The 19,135-nt window shown below is 42.0% G+C and carries 14 protein-coding genes; 6 read left to right on the top strand and 8 right to left on the bottom strand.

What is annotated here, in order from left to right:
* The first annotated feature begins 2 nt into the window (after positions 1 to 2).
* The 3 genes from FKG96_RS01715 (at position 3) to FKG96_RS01705 (ending at position 2,570) form a co-directional block, all read left to right on the top strand.
* Positions 3 to 545, top strand: coding sequence for a GNAT family N-acetyltransferase (locus FKG96_RS01715; RefSeq protein WP_130854877.1), 543 nt, complete (start codon positions 3 to 5; stop codon positions 543 to 545).
* A gap of 198 nt (positions 546 to 743) precedes the next feature.
* Positions 744 to 1,715, top strand: coding sequence for an aldo/keto reductase (locus tag FKG96_RS01710; protein WP_130854878.1), 972 nt, complete (start codon positions 744 to 746; stop codon positions 1,713 to 1,715).
* A gap of 42 nt (positions 1,716 to 1,757) precedes the next feature.
* Entirely contained in the window at positions 1,758 to 2,570 is an 813-nt protein-coding gene (locus FKG96_RS01705) for an AraC family transcriptional regulator (protein ID WP_130854879.1), read from the top strand.
* Between the two features lie 28 nt (positions 2,571 to 2,598).
* Here the strand turns inward: FKG96_RS01705 and FKG96_RS01700 are convergent, their stop codons facing one another.
* From FKG96_RS01700 to FKG96_RS01675, 6 genes are all read right to left on the bottom strand, one after another.
* Entirely contained in the window at positions 2,599 to 3,717 is a 1,119-nt protein-coding gene (locus FKG96_RS01700) for a glycoside hydrolase family 105 protein (RefSeq protein ID WP_130854880.1), read from the bottom strand.
* A 67-nt stretch (positions 3,718 to 3,784) separates the two neighbouring features.
* A complete protein-coding gene (locus FKG96_RS01695) occupies positions 3,785 to 5,242 on the bottom strand; it encodes a sulfatase (RefSeq protein WP_149105092.1) in 1,458 nt (485 codons plus the stop codon).
* Positions 5,243 to 5,301: 59 nt separating this feature from the next.
* Complete coding sequence (locus tag FKG96_RS01690; RefSeq protein WP_149105091.1) at positions 5,302 to 7,224, bottom strand: RagB/SusD family nutrient uptake outer membrane protein; 1,923 nt, start codon at positions 7,222 to 7,224, stop codon at positions 5,302 to 5,304.
* Between the two features lie 11 nt (positions 7,225 to 7,235).
* Positions 7,236 to 10,757 carry a SusC/RagA family TonB-linked outer membrane protein gene (locus FKG96_RS01685; protein WP_246860238.1) on the bottom strand — a complete coding sequence of 1,174 codons (3,522 nt, stop codon included), beginning with the start codon at positions 10,755 to 10,757 and terminating at the stop codon, positions 7,236 to 7,238.
* Positions 10,758 to 11,025: 268 nt separating this feature from the next.
* Positions 11,026 to 12,237, bottom strand: a complete 1,212-nt coding sequence (locus FKG96_RS01680) for a FecR family protein (protein WP_149105089.1) — start codon at positions 12,235 to 12,237, stop codon at positions 11,026 to 11,028.
* A 152-nt stretch (positions 12,238 to 12,389) separates the two neighbouring features.
* Positions 12,390 to 12,962, bottom strand: coding sequence for an RNA polymerase sigma factor (locus FKG96_RS01675; RefSeq protein WP_013664239.1), 573 nt, complete (start codon positions 12,960 to 12,962; stop codon positions 12,390 to 12,392).
* A gap of 256 nt (positions 12,963 to 13,218) precedes the next feature.
* Between FKG96_RS01675 and FKG96_RS01670 the strand changes: the two genes are divergently transcribed.
* Together FKG96_RS01670 and FKG96_RS01665 are read left to right on the top strand one after the other, a co-directional pair.
* On the top strand, positions 13,219 to 13,986 hold the full coding sequence (locus FKG96_RS01670) for an SDR family NAD(P)-dependent oxidoreductase (protein ID WP_149105088.1): 768 nt from the start codon (positions 13,219 to 13,221) through the stop codon (positions 13,984 to 13,986).
* Positions 13,987 to 14,143: 157 nt separating this feature from the next.
* The gene (locus FKG96_RS01665; protein WP_130854886.1) at positions 14,144 to 14,734 is read left to right on the top strand and encodes a Crp/Fnr family transcriptional regulator; all 591 of its coding nucleotides are present in this window, start codon (positions 14,144 to 14,146) and stop codon (positions 14,732 to 14,734) included.
* A gap of 73 nt (positions 14,735 to 14,807) precedes the next feature.
* Here the strand turns inward: FKG96_RS01665 and FKG96_RS01660 are convergent, their stop codons facing one another.
* Together FKG96_RS01660 and FKG96_RS01650 are read right to left on the bottom strand one after the other, a co-directional pair.
* Positions 14,808 to 15,257 (bottom strand): SRPBCC family protein, encoded by a 450-nt coding sequence (locus FKG96_RS01660; RefSeq protein ID WP_149105087.1) that lies wholly within the window; start codon positions 15,255 to 15,257, stop codon positions 14,808 to 14,810.
* A 427-nt stretch (positions 15,258 to 15,684) separates the two neighbouring features.
* Positions 15,685 to 16,320, bottom strand: a complete 636-nt coding sequence (locus FKG96_RS01650) for a LysE family translocator (RefSeq protein ID WP_130854887.1) — start codon at positions 16,318 to 16,320, stop codon at positions 15,685 to 15,687.
* Between the two features lie 195 nt (positions 16,321 to 16,515).
* Between FKG96_RS01650 and FKG96_RS01645 the strand changes: the two genes are divergently transcribed.
* Positions 16,516 to 18,936 carry a TonB-dependent receptor gene (locus tag FKG96_RS01645; protein WP_013664226.1) on the top strand — a complete coding sequence of 807 codons (2,421 nt, stop codon included), beginning with the start codon at positions 16,516 to 16,518 and terminating at the stop codon, positions 18,934 to 18,936.
* Positions 18,937 to 19,135: the final 199 nt, after the last annotated feature.

The following is a 19,135-nucleotide window of genomic DNA, read 5'->3' as shown; positions in this document are numbered from 1 at the left end:
GGATGACAAGGCACTTTAAAGTTAGAGAGGCGCGTGAAGGAGACGTCGCTCAATTGGCAGAGGGTTTTTACGCATTTGAGGTTCGGTCCGTTTTTATTGAACCCTTTGACGGATCTGATCTCATAGAAAGTACGCTTGCTGTTCCGTACGAAAAAATATATGATTTTGATGCAACCTCTTTAAAAGAGCATATCGGTAATGCCGAGGCTGCCTTATTTGTTGTTGATGATCTCGATTTTAGACCAAGAGGCTACATTGCTGTTTCCCACTTTTGGAATGGCTATGCTTCCATCGATGATCTCGCGGTTGATCTAAGTCTGCGTCGTTTAGGCGCGGCAAAATTGTTGATGAATGCCGCGGCTAATTGGGCACAACAAGAAGGGTTGGCAGGACTACGCTTGGAGACGCAAAACAATAATGTTGCCGCTTGTAAATTCTACAAGCAGTACGGGTTTATCCTCGGAGGCTATGATCAGTACCTGTATAGCGGTATCCAAACAGAAAAAGCAGAAACTGCACTCTTTTGGTATCTCCGTTTTCTATGAGGGCTAAGCCATTAACGCCATAAAAGACAGAATCCTAATTCGGTTCACGACAAGAAAGACTGTTTACCCCCTTAAACTGGTTGAACACCGTATCAGCTCGATACTTGAGCCGTCCAGACAAGTAAATTGAGCCGTAAGAGAAAGCAATCTCGGCGCAAAAAAACGGACCTTTATACCGTTAATCATAAAATAGCAGCAATGGCAACAATAACAAAGATAACCTTAGGTAAAAATGGACCACTTGTGTCCAAGCTCGGACTAGGATGTATGCGCATGTCGCCCGTTTGGGGAGGACAGGTGAACGATGAAAAGGAAAGCATCGCTACCATTCAAATGGCCTTAGACAATGGTATTAATTTTTTGAACACAGGCGACTTTTATGGTAGTGGTCACAACGAATTATTAGTAGGTAAAGCCATTAAGAATAGACGCGATGAGGCTTTCATAAGCGTCAAGTTTGGTGCGATCTTTTATGGAGGCCAATGGATTGGGCTCGACTTACGCCCCATAGCTATCAAAAATTTCATAAATTATTCTTTAGTTAGGTTGGGAATAGATACCATCGATCTTTATCAACCCTGTAGAATGGATAACAGTGTTCCGGTAGAAGATATTATAGGAACTATTGCAGACCTGATTAAAGAAGGAAAGGTACGTCACCTCGGTGTCTCAGAAATAACGGCCGAACAACTACGAAAAGCGAATAGTGTTTACCCGGTGTCGGCATTGGAAATAGGTTATTCATTGGCTGACCGTCAAATCGAGCATGATCTGCTTCCCACTGCTAAAGAGCTAGGTATAGGTGTAGTAGCCTTTGCCAATACGGCCGAAGGTTTACTCACCGGTGAAATGAAAGCGCCGCTTCCGGCCGATAGCTACCAAAATCACTTCGCGCGTTTTCAAGGAGAGAATCTGATTAGGAATCTGGAAAAAGTCGAATTTTTAAAGCAAATGGCGAAAGAAAAAGAATGCACGCCAACGCAGCTAGCCATTGCTTGGGTAAATAAGCAAGGTGATCATGTAATGCCATTGGTAAGCATGAGCAGGAGATCCCGGCTACCGGAGAATATGCAAGCGATGGAAATAAACTTCACGGCAGAGGAGATGAACGCCCTCAATACACATTTTTCACCCAATGCAATACTCGGTGGTACTTATTTACAGCGCTAATCGGACTACGCATAAATTCTGTCTGTTTTATATCTTTACATCATGACGAGTCCAACCGAAATAGTCCCTGGAGTAATTTTTTTTTCCTATCTTTCAAGTAAGAGGAAGGAAAAAGGAGCATTCTTGGGGCACAACATCTTGGTGTTGCTAGTTTCAGGCTATTTCACGTTGGAAACTGCGGATCAAAAAATTTCAATGAGTCGCGGTCAGATGTTATTAATGCGAAAAAATCAGCTGGGAGAGATTACTAAAACGCCCTTGGAGAATGAGGACTATCAGACGATTGTTATAAGCCTGCAAGAAGATTTGTTACGGCAGATTGCGCTTGAAGAGCAAATTGAGATAGGACAAAAATATGCCGGACCTTCCAATATTCTCATCCCTGAAAACGATTTTTTAGCGGCCTTTTTTCAATCCATTATTCCCTATATTCGTCATCCTGAGGAAAAAATAATCAATACGTTAGGCTTGTTAAAAGTAAAAGAGGTCGTATATCTGTTGCTTAATACCATGCCTCAGCTCAAAGAATTTTTGTTCGATTTTTCTGAGCCCTATAAGATCGATTTGGAAAAATTTATGTTGAATAATTTTCATTATAACATTCCTATTGAAAAATTTGCCGGGCTTACAGGAAGAAGCCTGGCTAGTTTCAAGCGTGATTTCCATAAGATATTCGGCATGGCACCTCGCCATTGGCTGCAAGAAAGAAGACTGGCCGAAGCCCGACATCTTATAGAAAGAAAGAACAAGAAGCCCTCTGCCATCTACCTTGATCTCGGATTTGAAAGTCTTTCACATTTTTCACACGCTTTTAAGAAGAAATTCGGCAAAGCACCCACTGAGTGGGTGCTCTAAAAGTTTTCGAGCTTAGTAGAGAGTTCGACTATTTTGTGCCTTTTTCCAGTAGCGCAGCTGCACACCAAAGGTAAGGTGCTTGCCCATGAAGATCTCCTGCATTTCGCGGACGGTCGTGATAATACTGTTTGTCATTCTTTTTGCCGGTACCGATGCAAACCTCGGTTACATTATTACGCTGGTCAATGTAAGGAACCATCGCCAGCCACGCTTTGCGTGCAGCTGGAGCGTAGGATGCCGCATCCAACCACCCTTCCTTCACACCAACAATAAAAGCGTAAGCGAACATCCCTGTTCCTGAGGTTTCCGGCCAGAAATCAGGTTCATCAATAAGCTGGTTCCACATACCACTTTCCCCCTGATAATTTTTCAAACTCTTCATCATTGTCAAATAACCTTCCATAATACGTGATCGATCTGGATGGTCTAAAGGTAATAACCTTAACAGATTTGGCATTCCTACTGCCATCCATCCGGCGCCTCTCGCCCAATAATAGGGGACGTCAGGAGCGTGGTAGAAAAGGCCATTGGGACGCTGTAACTCATTTAAATAAAGTACCATTTCCTTTGCCGCTCGATCCAGGTATTTACGATCACCCGTCACTTTATATGCTTCACTTTGTACAACCGTAATCATATACATATCGTCAATCCAAAGACGTGTCTGCCAGGAGTACCCCTTATCTGCCCAGGCTTTTTCCTCTGCTTTAGCATTTGTTGGCACATTCCATTGCGAATCAGCATAGGCCAGTCCTAAAGTTTTATAGCGCTCTTCTTTTGTTATCTGATAAAGCTTGAGTGCGAGACTTCCAAACATATTATAATCCACATGGTTCATGGGAGGCAATAATACCCTTTCTGTTGTAAAAAAAGGTTCAAATTTTTCCTGCAGGAGTTTAATAAGCTTTTGGTCATTAGTTTTTACAGCATAGTCCAAAGCGCCATTCCAGGTGCATACCTCTGCATAATGGATAAACCGCCCGGCATATAGCTCATGCCTCCCATCTATAAAATGATAAGCCAATCGTTTACCAACTTCCGTCGGCATTGATCCTTTCGGAAAGTTGGTCAACACATTTTGCGCCAATAAGATTTGAAACGAACATACTGTTAGTAATAACAAAAATGGTTTTTTTAAATACTTCATTGAATGGTTTTTTAATTATGAGAAAATTTAAGTTTTTTTGAAAGCATGATTAAAAATAATCGTTTTGCTATCTGAGATCCTTTTCAAGTATAGGACCGGATCGGTTTATGGTATCGGCTTCGTTCCGTTCACCTGGCTTCTCTCTTTTCTTCCACGCTCCCGGAAGTCGTTTTCCTTCCACATCGTCCCGATCCGGTGTAGGGTTTTGAGGCTTCGAATCACCGGTCTCTACGATCCATTCATCAAGAACCTTTCGCAGATAAGCTAGTATCTTCTGATTACTGCCCACCTCTGCCACATTGGTAAACTGAAAGGTATCTCCGGATAGGTTATAGAGTTCTTCTGGCTTTCGCGGCTTCAGGAAAACATCTTCCTGTGCTGCATTGGTCAAGCCTCTCTCATAAGCTTCCCAAAGTTCTTTGCCTGCCGGGAACATCTTCGTTGATTCACCGGCAAGGTTCTGCCTTTCAGGGAAGCCATTTCGGATATATACCCAATCCTTATAGCGAACCATGCGTTCGTAACCTTGAAACACGTGCCAGTTATGTTCAGCAAAAACAAAATCACGTATCATCTGTTCGCGGCCTTGTAGCACCCCGAAAAAGCTTTTTCCCTGTATTCGCTTATCTGTTGTAGCGATTCCTGCTATGTCCAGCATGGTAGGGGCGATATCAATGGCGCTAAATAAGGAGCTATTCTCTGCGATATTTATGCCAGGGCCGATCATAATAAAAGGGCTTTTTATACCGCTATCATATAATCTCACTTTGTTGCGCGGAAAAGGGCTCCCGTTATCACTCATAAAAATGATATAGGTATTTTCAAGAATGCCTTGATGTTTAAGTTCTTCCACCACCTTTCCAACATAGTAGTCGAGACGGGAAATCTCATGGTAATAGGCCGCCAAATCTTTGCGCGTTTCAGGGCCGTCGTATAACATGGGCGGCACCTTTAACTTTTCCGGATCGTGTGTTATACCCCGTTCATCGAACTGCCAGTCGCGGTGCGCATCGTGCGAAGCAAACCACATAAAAAAGGGTTTGTTCTCAGGTCGGTTTTGAAGGATAGACACCCAGTCTTCCTCCGCACCGGGGCCCTTACCTGATGAAATCATATCAAATGCTTTTTTTACAGCGGGGCCCATATGGTTTTTGCCCGAAAGTGCTGTATAATATCCTGCTTTTCTGAGTATCTCCGGAAACATGATTTGCCTTGCCGGGAGCGGATCATGTAGTTCCGGCGCCCCCGTATTATGTGGATACCGGCCGGTAATGATGCTGCTTCTACTGGGGCTACAACTGCTGGTTGTAAGATACATGTTCTTAAATACTAACCCGGCAGAACCTAAGGCGTCAATATTAGGCGTTCTTACATCCTTGTTGCCATAGCAGCCAATATCGCCCCAACCAATATCATCGGCAATGATGAGGACGATATTAGGCTGATTAGCCGTCTTCCGCTGGGCAAATAATAATTGAAAAGAAAATATTGCCAACATGAAAAGAAATCGTTTCTTGCACATCATATTTTTGATTTTTATTGATTTATTAATCCATTACATAATTCAATAGACCTATGTAATGCTTAATTCGTAGTATCTTCATCAGCTACGGCATCCTGCCAGTTAGTCCACATTTCAACTCCTGCGTCATAGCCGCTGTAACCGGGATTTTGATGTAATTTGGCATACAGGTTAGAATTAATTGCATCCTGAGGAATGGGCCAATAAATATTATGAGGCGCTATGGTATAGCTTCTATTCCTAACAGTTACCTTGTTTTTATTATAATAATCGTTGTAATGTTGAATACGCTGGTACCAATAATTGTTGTCTGATAAGTTATTTAGTTGATACGTATTACCCCATTCATCTGCTTTATTGCTCAATGCCAAACTATAGGATATGCGGCTTAATTCCATGTGTCTCCATTCTTCCATATATAGTTCACGAGCGCGCTCATTAACGATATCACCAATGGTAACGCTTGCATAGAACTGGCTACACTGTGCTCTTTTTCTTACGGTATTGACATCTGCTGTCGCCATTCCAATATTTCCTTTATAAAATTGTGCCTCTGCCCTTAGTAGATAGGTTTCTGCCAAACGGTAGCAGTACCAGTCGGCAGCTCCACCATCATTTCTGTTCGAAGTAGGCGTTGCTAGGAATACAGGGTCATCGATGTATATCTTATAGTGAGGCCAATTAAACCAGCTGCGGATTGTATCGGTGCATAAGAGCGTGGTACCTTCGTACAGGCGCAAGTTTTGTCCATAATAGGCATCTGTAGGATCATTATATTTAAGCATCTCCATGCGGGCCCAGTTGCCGACGGTGCTGTTGTGCCGCAAATCAGTCGTATCTTCAATTCCGTTAACAGACCAAAGACCGTATTGAGCAAAATGAGTAGGTCTTATCAATCCGATCCCTCTGCCTACCGAACCATTAATGTCATATTCAGCTCTATATTTAGAATCGGTTTTGGCGGCAGCCAACAGAACCTTTCCACTGGGTGATTTCAATGCCGCCTGGTTCCACATAGGACCCCAGTTGCGCATCGATTTATACCGAATGGTAGCATCTGTGCCCTCGCGATTAGGCATTACCAGGATCGCTTCTTTATTTGCTACGATAGCTTTATTTATAGGGCGATGCAAGTCCCATATCACATTGCGGGTAACAGGCCATGCAATAGGAGAGGGATTATCAAATGTACCAAAGTTTTCCGTCATCAATGCATATCCCGAACGATCAATCAGTATATTGGCCTGTTCAATTGCCTTATCCCACTGGCCCGTGGCTAGGTAGCATTTGATTAAAAGCTGACGGCAAGCGGCCTTATTGATCATGCCAACATAGGCCATTTGCGATTGTTCCGGCACCCATTCCACCGCTTTCTCCATATCCGCGGTAATCATTTCCAAAATAGCTGCGCGACTGGAAGTTTTATAGTTTTGTTTGGGTGCTGTTAATATTTTCGTCACCAGTGGTACATCTCCAAATTGGAAACAAAGTGCCAAATACCGAAAAGACCGATGAAAGTAGGCTCTACCTAGGTATTCGCGCTTGGTAGCCTCATCCAAATCCGGCACATTATCAATGAAACTCGTGATTGTATTGGCATATTTGATACCCATATAGGTCTGATCCCAGAAAAAAGAAATCGTGTTTATTTGATTGTCGTGCATTCCGTCCGTCGGCGTAAGGCGCGTTGCCACATCAGCAAAAATGTTACCGTCGTCTGTTTTACCGGAAACCGCTACGTCCGACAGCATATATTCGGTACTAATCGGGACAGATACATCCCTTGTTTCCAAATGGCTCCAATAGGTACGCAAATGCCTGTCTGCCATCGCAACGGTCGCGTCTAAACCAGAACGTGTTGAAAAGGTAAGTTCAGGTTCGTAAAACGAAAGTGGATCTGGCTTTAAATAATCCTTTGTGCAGCTGGCCAATAAAGTAACTGATAATATACTGATAACCGATATATAATAAGTCTTCGTTTTCATAATTAATGTTTTTAAAAAGTTAGGTTTACCCCCAAAGTGAATATTCTTGGTGCCATCGCCCCAGTTTCGATATCCCAATACCGCCAATTCTTATCTTTACGCCATACGGCCGCATTCCGAACCGAACCAAAAACTCTTATATTTTCGATGTGGTAGCGCGAGATTAATTTACTAGGTAATGCATAGCCCAAACTTATATTGTCCAACCTGATGAAAGATCGGTCGAATACTCTTTGGGGAGCGTTAAGACCCGCAGGTCCTTTCGATTCTAAACGCGCCCAAAAATCACTTGGGTTTTCCGGTGTCCAATAAGGTTTCTCATAAGTATTTGCCAAGCCCTGGCTAATCGTTGAGGTTCCGTTATCCTGATTCAGATAAGCCCCGTTCGTGCTCTTATGCCCCCAGTATGAATAGATATTAAAAGAAAAGTTAAAATTTTTATAAGTGAAATTGTTCCGTAGCGACCACATAATAGGCGCCTGCGTTTGCCCCAAAAACTCTTTATCATTATCGTTGTAGACAGGACGCATGCTCCCGTCTGCATTCTGGATATCATCGGCGGTGTAGTTATTGGCTACTTTAGGATCACCGGGACGTTGTCCGTACCGGGCGGCTTCGTCTATTTCATCAACCTGCCAAATTCCGGTTACTTTATAATTCCAGATAGCGCTGATAGGCTGGCCAATAAACCATCCATTTCCAATGTCGTCTACTTCTTTGCTGGCCACCACATTACCATTCGCATCCAGCACATCCTGATATTGGTAATACAGGTGCTTAATGGTGTTTTTATATTTTGAAAAACCAAAAGAAGTGCTCCAACTAAAGTCCTTTTTCATGATGTTCTGTGTATTGATGGCTATTTCGAATCCATTGTTTTGCACTTCACCCAAATTGGTAGTAATGCTGGTAAAACCCGAAAAATTCGGTAAAGACTGGTTCATGATCATGTCGGTAGTGGACATTTGAAAATAATCCAAGGTCGTTGCTATACGATTATCCAGAAAGCCGAAGTCCAAACCGATATTGAACGAAGCGGTTTTCTCCCACTGCAGATCCTTGTTGGCTAAGCGGTCTATCCGTAGGTACTGATACTGTATATAGTCGCCATTTGCGTTGATATAGCCCTGCGTGCCCACACCATTGGCTAAGTTGGCCAATGCAATATAAGGGTTTGCAAGCGAACGATTGCCATTTTGTCCGTAAGACAGGCGCAGTTTCCCATTACTCATGGCATTCCAATTAAAGAAATTTTCTTTGGTAAACGTCCAGGCTAATCCGGCAGACAAAAAAGTAGCCCGTGGATTGGAGGTACCAAATGCCGAGTAGCCATCCCTGCGTACCGAACCCGTAAACATATACTTATCGTCATACGAATAGAAAAGGCGGGCCAACATACCGTCTGCCGTTTGCCGACTGTCTTCGGTATCAAATTCACTTCGCAACCTGTCTCCACCACTCGTTTCATGAAAGCCCAACGCATCGGTAGGTGTTATATTCCGGGCCCTGATAACATCCCACCAGTATCGCCGCTCTTCCGCTTCCTGCACCAGGGTTATATTTACTCGGTGCTTTTCGGCAAAGGTTTGCTCCCAGTTAATCGTGTTATTGATCGACCAGTCAAAGCGTTTACTGTTTTCGCGATCTACCCCCGCATTATTAGAAAGCGGGTTCCAATCCGGGTGTGTTGATGAAGCAAAATAGCGTTTGTAGAACCACTGATACCTGGGCGAACCATTAAATGAATAGGTAATGTTAAAAGGCAGTTTTATTTTAGCTGTGAAAATGGAATTTAACACGGTATAGCCACTTTCCAGATCTTGGAATTGTCTGTCAAAATCATAATTATAGCCTCTAATAAGCCCCGTAAGACCGGAACCCTGCGGGTGTACTTCGAGGTTCCCGTTCTCATCTCGATAAGACCCAAAAGGGCTATTTAACGTGATAGCTCTACCCCAATCCGTGGCGATGTTTCCATCCGTACGATCCTGAAAATTTATATTCGCACCAATATTTAACCAGTCTGTCACCTTACCATCTACTTTGAGGTTCGACCGTACAGCCCGGTAATTGTCGCCTACGATAACACCCTGATTAGACAAATATCCGGCGGACATATAATAATTTATCTTATCGCTGGCACCGGAAATACTCACATTATGATCTTGATTAAAACCGTTACGGAAACTATGATCGTACCAATCGAAGGTCTTTCCGGCAAGATAATTCGTTAACACATTATGATCGAGACCGATCCGTCTGGCAAATATTTCTTCATTGGAAGCATCGGCTCCGTTAACGGAATAAGCTCGCCAATCGGCCTCCGTTATTCCATATTTAGCCAGCATTTCGGGGGTCAGTTTTTCATAATAACCAGGCTTACCTTTAGCAGGTAGAGCGTCGGTACTACCGGACATGTAAGGCTCGTAATTACCTGTAGTCGGATTGATGTCATACGTACCGGCGATGTACCAGTCTTGCCTGTATTGTAAATACCCCTCGGGGCCCCAAACCGGTCGGTTGGCACCCATCGTTGAAAGTCCTAGGTTTGAGGTAAAATTAATTTTGGGCTTTCCCTGCTTTCCTTTTTTTGTGGTAATGATGAGTACCCCGTTAGCAGACTGCGCACCATAGACAGCCGCTGCCGAGGCATCTTTCAATACATCGATCTGTTCAATATCGTCCGGATTAATTTCGGATAGCTCGCCATAGAAAATCACCCCGTCCAAAATCAACAAAGGAGAGTTATGGTTCGCTTCCGTATATACTGAACGCTGGCCACGTATGTTGATACTACCACCGTTTTTTGCTGATGCATCCAGTCCAATCGTTAAACCGGGTGTACCCCTTAAAATATCTTGAACGGTACGCGGATTTTCATCGGCAATTTCATCCGGTTTCAGCTGTGTAATCGCCCCGGTTAGGTCACTCTTTCTGGCAGTACCGTATCCCACCACCACTACTTCATCGAGGTCACTCAATGTTTCCTTCAAGGTAACATTTATCGTTGTGTTGCTATTAAATGGCACTTCTACCGGGGCATAACCCATTAGGCTGAAAACGAAGATACCGTTGGCTAGGGAAGTTTTGATTTCAAAAACACCATTTTCATTGGTTTTTGTACCTGCGGTTGTGCCTTTAATGCTCACGGTTGCCCCCGGTAATGGGGTGTTGTGTTCATCGGTCACCCGTCCGGAAAAACTCCGCAGCTGTAAGGGGCTTATCTGTGTTGCAGTCACCTGAGGTTTTTTCCTGATGGTAATAATCCCATCTTCCAATGACCAGGCAAACCCATTTTCATCTAATATAACACGCATCGCGTCAACAAAATCCACCTGATTCAATTGAGCGGTAATGCGTCTATCCGCTATATTATCTCCACGAAACAAAAATGAATACCCATGTTGTTTTTGAATTTCCAGTAATACCTCGCGAAGCGTTTTATTACGGGCATTTAGCGTAACAGTTTGTGCCTTGGTTTCGGCCATAACTTGTATGGTAAAGGCGACCGTTAAGAGAAGCGCTAATTTCATAGTAAGTAATAATCGGTATCTATAGGGGCAATAAAATACCCTTATACGTGATGTAAAAATCATATATTTGTTTAGTTTGGCTTTTAAAAATTGGTTTTTCGGCAGCTTCAGGAAGAATGTGCCGAATATCAAAATCCAGACAGAATGAGCGGGTGATGTCGTTACCATCATCCGCTTTTTTTGCGGATATATTTGATCAGTTTGGTTTTATGTTTCTATCATGGTTACTCCTCTTTTTTGGGTTTTCTATCTAATGAATTGGTTAATTTTATCGTTGTTCTCCGAAAACAATCAGTTGTTTTCTTTGCCCTTTTTGGACGACCTTAAATTTCAACTCGCTCTTTTCAAGCGCTTTTAAAACAGCACTTAATGGTTTGTTGCGGTCGATATAAGCAAATAGGTTGGCCTCTGGTCCCGTTCCTTCATAAATTACATCCAAGTCGTACCATCTTGCCAACTGCGTAATGGCTACGGCTGTAGGCGTTCTATTAAAATAGAAAAAGCCATCCTTCCAAGCAGTATACGCTGCAATATCTACCTTGGATTTGGTGATTCGCCCGTTACCCAGCCTTCCTTGTTCACCGGGTATCAATATTATCGTTTTATTCAGGGAAGCAGTGCCTTCGGATTTTGCGGACCAAGACAAGCGTATCTTACCATCCACCAAGGTGGTCTTGGTTTCATTTTCATCTGGATAGGCAGTGATATTAAATTCTGTACCTAAAACTTCAATCTCTTGGTTTTTGCTAAGCACCTTGAAGGGTCTTTGACGGTCATTTTTGATGTCAAAATAAGCCTCACCACTGATCTCCACAATACGCTCTTTGCCAATAAAATTACTTGGATACTTAATAGTAGAAGCAGCATTGAGCCAGACTTTAGAACCGTCGGGTAAGGTCATCCGATAGGTTCCGCCTCTTGGTGTAGAAAGTTCCAGTGTAGAATTCGTTTGCACTGTTCTACCTACGTCGGGTAACACCGCGAGCGATGAACCATCTTCATAGGTGATTTGGCCATTTTCAATAATAATTCCCGATTGCCCGGTGCTCAAATCTATTTTCCGACCGTCTGTTAAGGTAAGAAATGCATTATTGCCGCCGTTTGATATATCTTCAGCTGCGATTTCGTGCACTTGGTGTACCTCTTGATTATAGGTATACCAGATGCCAGCAAATGAGATAATCAATATGGCCGCTGCATAGGGAAGTATGCGCCTTATTCGCTGACGGAAATGCAGGTTCCTGATGGACGCCTCCTGCTGCGCAATGGCAGCTTCCAAACGAGCATCGTCTGCTACCGATCGCCTGGGAATCGCATACCAATCCCGAACATGAGTTTCGAGGCCTTCCTCGTCAATCACTTTGTTTAAGAGTTCCCAATTGCCATGATCTGCAGCAGCCCAAGCCATGAGCTCAGCATGCTCAGCCTGCGTGAGAATGCCTTTTAGGTGCTTGTAAAGTAATTGACTGATCCGTTCCATTTTTTCTGTCTATTTGTTGGTTAGGGGTACAGATAATATAGATACGGATGCAGAGGATAAACCTTACCAAAAAAATTCATTTTTTTATTAGGTCGTTGATAATGCATAGGGAAGATGCGATCATCCAAACCAAATAATAACGTTGATGATGATTATGGTAGCTTGGCGAGCCACAAGAGAAATAAAAGATTTCCCTTCAATAATTTGCGGAGGGTACTTACTGCCTTTGATTTCTGGGTGAATATCGATGACTCCGTCATGCCTGTTTCGCTTACAATTTCATCGGTAGTCTTGCCTTCAAGGAAACTCTTTCGGAAGACGTTTTGCTGACTAGGAGGCAGTTTGTCCACCGCTTCCTCAATTTGTTGCAATAGTTCAGCGTATAAGATACGATTATAAACTTCGGGAGCTTGTATTGCAAGGTCATCTATATTTTCCGGTAAGTACTGCATAGGGCGCGTGCGGCTGCTCCGCAAATTATCAATACAAGCATTGCGTGTAGCGATGTAGAGAAAAGCTTTAATTTGCTGCTCCGTACGAATCTGCTGGCGGTTATTCCACAGCTTGAGCATGCTATCGCTTGCAATCTCTTCCGCCAATGCGTGGTTATGCACATACGAAAAGGCAAAATGCTGTAGCGGCCGCGAGTAATAACGGTAAACTCCGTCAAACGTTTTCCGTTCTCCAGCATTAAACGCATTGATATCCACTACAAAAGAGGGCATAGGTCAAATTGATTCTGATAGCTAAATCTCAAATGTCGAAAAAAAAAGTGAAACCGAAAAATTTGACAAAAGCAGCTCCTCTTAGTTCTAAATCGATTTATAAATTCCGCCGTACTCGGCTTACGCAAAAATATTCTAGTCGATTTAACACTTGTCTATTTAGGGTCTAAGTGACATTTATCACGTAAATTTTGTGGCAAATGTCCTTGTCATGACTTGTAAAAGTATCTGACCTTTGATTCATAAAAAGTAAAATATGAAATTAAAGGATAAAGTAACTGTAGTTACCGGAGGTAACAGCGGTATAGGTTTCGGAATTGCAGAGGCGTTGAAAAACGAAGGTGCTGTGGGCGTTATCACCGGGAGGAACCGAGAAACGCTCGACCAATCTGTTAAACACTTAGGGAACAGTTTTATCGGACTCCAAGGTGATGTGACGAAGTTGGATGATTTGGAACGTATATTTAAGACTACATTCGATCATTTCGGCAAAATTGAGGTGCTTGTCGTCAATGCAGGAGGCGTTGCTGACGGTGCCAAAATGGGTGCTATTACCGAAGTTGAAGAAAAGGATTACGACCATTATATGGATCTGAACTTAAAAAGTCTCTACTTTACCGTTCAAAGAGCACTTCCTTTTATGAAAGATGGGGCTTCAATCGTGCTTATCGGCTCAAGTGCTGCACACCGTGCGGCCCCTGGAATGGCGATATACAGCGCCGCTAAAGCAGCTGTTATATCCTTAGCCAAAGGGATATCGTTGGACTTAATAGCCAGAAAAATTAGAGTAAACGTACTTTCTCCGGGAACAATCGATACCCCCGTATTTAGTAAACTGGTATCGCAGGAAGAGGTTGATCATGTTAAACGACTTTGGGTAAATCTTATACCTGCCGGGAGGATTGGTCAGCCCTCGGATATCGGAAAAGCTGCGGTATTCCTAGCATCTGATGATTCATCCTTCATCCTCGGTTCTGAGATTTTGGCGGATGGAGGCATGACAAATATCAGCTTGATGAAATAACCAACCAACAAACGTGCGCGTATAATCTCTCCGGATTTTAATATGCGTACGTTTGTGTCAATATATATAATGTAAAAAGAATAAGGCATTTCATAAGATCGTTCAGGCCTTGATTTTTTTATCTGATTTTAAATAGCTTTGTAAAAAGCTGTTAAAAATGTTAGAATCTTTAGCTGCCTATCTGGCTGAAAGGGGTGGCCTAAATAATGAAGAAATAAAGCGGGTTGAGGGCGTTGTGGTCCCGAAAAAACTTCGCAAGCGTCAATACTTATTACAAGAGGGAGATATCAGCTTTTATAATTCCTTTATTGCCAAGGGATGTCTAAGGCTTTATCAAGTAGGGAGGGACGGCTCCGAGCATATTTTAAGATTCGCTATCGAAAACTGGTGGATAAGCGATTATGAAAGCTATAATTCAGGCCTTCCTTCCAAGTATAATATTGAAGCGCTTGAGGACAGTCTATTGTTAATGATTCACAGAGATAAGTTTGAAGAGCTCGTCGAAACAATCCCTGCTTTTAAAAAACTGAGAGAAACACTTGATGCCAAAAATTTTGAAGTAAACCAAAAGAGAATCCTTAGCAATATTAGCGAAACTGCTGAAGAAAAATACGATAACTTCATCCAATCTTGCCCGCAGATTTATAGTCGAGTCCCTTTGCACATGATCGCGTCTTTTCTGGGCGTTTCGCGAGAAACACTTAGCCGCGTGCGGCAGCAATATGCCAAAAACTCCACCAATAAGTAATTAGATGATAGCCTGCTATTCATTCTTTAAGCGTGGAAAAATGAATAGCAGGCTATTATTCTATATGAGCAAACTATGCATCCGGAATTTCAGGTTCAACTAACTTAATCAACTTATCTAAAGATTCCTGCCAGCCCAAATAGCACATTTCTACCGGTATTACAGCAGGTATTCCTTCTTGTAATACTTTTAATTCCGTACCTACGGACGTTTTGTTAAGCCACACGGAGGTTGTCATGACGCCCGGTAAATTGGGATCGTCAAATTTATCAGAATACTTTAAAAACTCATTGGTTTTCAATTCTAAATACTCTCCGCCAAAAGAGTGACTATTGCCCGTGCTAAAATTTTGAAACGACATTTTAAAGGAACCGCCTACGCGGACGTCCATATCATGTACGGTACAAAGAAAACCATAGGGGGGTAACCAAGAAGCGATTGCCAAAGCTTCTGTGAAAGCGCGATAAATTTTTTCCGGGGATGCTTTAATAACTCGGTGCAATGATACCTTATTTTCTGACATAACCTTATTTTTTACGTTATTCCTACTCGTTTGGCTTTTCGGATCGCCCGTTTTTTAGGTGGTTGCTGCTCCACCTTGGCGTAACTAATTGATCAATTTTGCCTTTAACAAATGTCATAACAAAATTCCATCTTAAAGAGGGGGTGATGCGACAGTTTAGTGGGCGGTTTATGCCGTTAGGGTAAGGATTGCCAAATGATGGATTACTATAATTGATCGATGGCTGCTTGGACACAAGTTAGCTTCCGAATGCACATAAAGCTATCGGCTTTTAATATCGAGACGATTATTGCGGATATCATCATTTAGTAAAACACGCTGCTTTAGTACAAAGTCGTTAAAGTTGCGAGCGGCTTTATGCCTCTTGTATGGAATGTAATAAGGACCTATAGACGAATAAATGCTTAGCGAATTCGCTAAACGTATATTATTTTGCTTTTGAAAAAGCCATTTTTATAGCCAAACCGGTAAGTACACTCGCCATAAACCACTTTTGAATTTTCAACCAAGTAGGTTTTCCGGAAAAAAAAGCGGCTACCTTTGCAGCGGATAGAACAATAATAAAATTAATACCAAAACTTACTATAATCTGTGTAAATCCTAGCTGCAGGCTTTGTGCGAGGACAGAGCCGTATACAGGTTTTATAAACTGTGGAAAAAACGATAAATAGAATACTGCCACTTTAGGATTAAGTACATTCGTTAGAAAGCCAACCGCAAATAATTTCCCGGGTTTATCTAAAGGGAGGTGCGAACTTGTTTCAAATATATTCTTGCTATTTGGCTTAATCGCTTGAAACGCTAGATATAAAAGATATATAACGCCTAATGTCTTTAAGATTGTATAAGCAAACGGCACGGCAAAAAGGATTGCTGTCAGCCCATATGAAACCATTATAATGTGAAACAGAAAACCGCAAATTACACCTACAAGAGATATTAATCCAGCTTTTCGTCCTTGTGTTAGCGTTCTTGAAATTAAGTAAATCATGTTTGGCCCTGGACTAACGACCAATATGAGCGCGGCTAATGCAAAAAATAAAATTTCGTTAAAAGGTATCATCACATTTTAGGTTAAAGATCTATATTTTTTGCTTTTAAAAAAAGAAAAAATTGCTGAGAAGCTGTTTATCCCGTACAAAGTAATCTCGTTTTCCGATAAAAATTTGCATTTAAAAGTATTCGCTCTATATTTGCGCATATTTTTAATCAGTCTAAATAATATATTATTTCAACTGATTTATCTTGCCAAATTGATATGAAGAAAACTTTATTCGTTTTAGTCGGCCTGTTCATTACTGCGACCACTCTTTGCGCTCAGCAAACATTTTCTGTTGAAGGATCGGTATTTTCACCAGATAATCTCCCTATTCCAGGTGCTTCTATTACTATTTTGGAAGGCAAAACAGTCAAGGGAAAAACACCCTCCAATAGCGAGGGTACATTTGTATTCAATGCCGTTAAAACCGGACATTATAGAATAGAGATCTCTGCATTAGGTTTACAAAAAACCACATTGGATATTAAAGTTGAGCATCAAAATTTGGTTTTGCAACCAACTATTTTGCAATCTAATGAAATAGCAATTGATGAAGTTGCTGTATACGGGAAATACTATCAAAATTATAAGTTAGATAGCCTATCTGGTTCTTTACGATTAAAGACTTCTATTTTAGAATTACCACAAAATATCCAGGTTATTTCATCCGATATTATGGCTGATCAGCAGGTATTTGATATCGTAGATGGCATCACCCGCAATATTAGTGGTGCAACACGTCAGGGACATTGGGATAATCAATACGCGAATATACGTATGAGAGGGTCAAAGATCCCAGCCTTTCGAAATGGAATGAACATTGAAGCATCTTGGGGGCCTACGGCAGAAGACGCATCCATGATAGAGCGCATAGAGTTTGTCAAAGGACCGGCAGGTTTTATGCTCGCTAGCGGCGAACCCGGTGGGTTTTATAATGTGGTAACCAAAAAACCTTCGGGCCGGCAAAAAGGGTCAGCAACGTTTAGCATGGGAAGTTTTAGCACCTATCGCGGTGCCTTGGATTTTGATGGCAAGTTAAGCCAAAACGGAAAATTACTCTATAGGTTAAATGTAGCCGCTCAACAAAAAGATTACTTTACAAAATACAATTATAATAATAGAGTTGTGGTAGCCCCTGTCTTAACCTACAAAGTAGACACCGCTACTTCCATCACCATTGAATATACTTATCAAGGATCAAAATATCTGACGAACGGAAACTATACTTTTTCTCCTAAGCAATTTGCAGACCCTGACATCGATAACGACTTTTTTTATGGCGACCCTTCCTTTGAACCAGGCAAATTAAGAGACCATAGCGCCTATCTCTATTTAGATCATAGTTTAAACTCCAAATGGAAGCTGCATGCACAATTAGCATATTTCAATTTTAATATGACTGCTAACAGCACTTGGCTAACTTATATGAAAGAAAATGGAGATATGCCTCGTAACTGGAGTATCGCTGATGAAACGGGAGAAAACAGATTTGCACAATTTTCTTTTAATGGGGAAGAAAGAACGGGAGGCATCAGACATCGGATATTAGTCGGAGGTGATTTTGGCAACAAAAAATTCTGGGGTGATTTCAGAGAAATCTTAAAATCGCTACCCATAGAACTCAATGTGTACAACCCCCAGTATGGCATTTCGGGATCGGCATTTCCGGTGATCGACCGATCACAAAGTACCAAAGTGAGAGCCGGTGGTAGCAATTATGTTTCATCGGTTTCGTATATGTCCTTCTATGCACATGACGAATTGGCTTTCTTAGAAGATCAGCTTCGTCTTTCGCTAGGCTTAAGATTTACGAACGCCGAAACGGTTGGCAGAACAGGAGCGGCGGATATTAAGGACAACGTCTTGAGTCCACGGGTGGGGTTAAGTTATTCCATCGATAGAGCAACAAGCGTTTATTCTTTATTTGATCAATCTTTTGTTCCCGTTTCGGGAACAGATTGGGAAGGTAATGCCTTCAAACCGATTCGTGGTAACAACATCGAATTAGGGCTAAAAAGAGAATGGTTTGGCGGTAGATGGATTTCTACCCTCAGTGCATATACCATTAAAAGACAAAACCAACTTGTCACCGACTACGACCATCCTATGCCCGGTGGTAGCGCGCAATTCTTCCAAAAACAAGAAGGAGAAGCAAAAACACAAGGAATAGAGATGGATATTTCCGGCGAAGTGGTCCGCGGTTTAAATGTTAATGTGAATTATGCATTGACAGATTCAAAGATCACTAAATCAACCGACGAATCCGTCATCGGAAATATAACACCTAATACTGCTAAACATACAGCAAATGCGTGGCTCAGCTACCGTATACAAAAAGGCGTGCTAAAAGGATTTGGTTTAATGGGGAGTGTACAGACTATGTTTGACCGTGCAATTGGAACTACAAAGGAAGCTAACTTCAAAAATTATGTAAGAACGGACGGAGGATTATCCTATCAAAAGAAAAGATATATGATCTCTTTCCTCATCAATAATTTATTGGACAACAGATCTTTGTTAACAGCAGGGTCCTTTAACAAAGCAAATGCAGAGGCTCAGGCTCAAGGAGGTGTAGATTATTACTCTTATATCGTGGAAGCGAGACGAAATATGCGTTTAGGAATTATGTATAAATTTTAAAAACCTTGGCACCGAAGGAGGCACCGCAATTTGCGGCGCCTCCTTCGGTGCCAAGTGCTTACTCACTCCTTAAACTTTTCGCTAACATAAATACCTTACCGGCTTGCTGTAACGAATCCCTCGTTTTGAAATAAATAAGCAGTTATGAGACAAATCAGCTAAATCTTGAAACGACTTTGCTAAATCGGGTTAGCATTAT

It is taken from the genome of Olivibacter sp. LS-1, assembly GCF_008245145.1.
Lineage (GTDB): Bacteria > Bacteroidota > Bacteroidia > Sphingobacteriales > Sphingobacteriaceae > Olivibacter > Olivibacter oleidegradans.
Note: the sequence above shows the minus strand (reverse complement) of the source record. Positions and strands in the feature narration are given on the sequence as shown.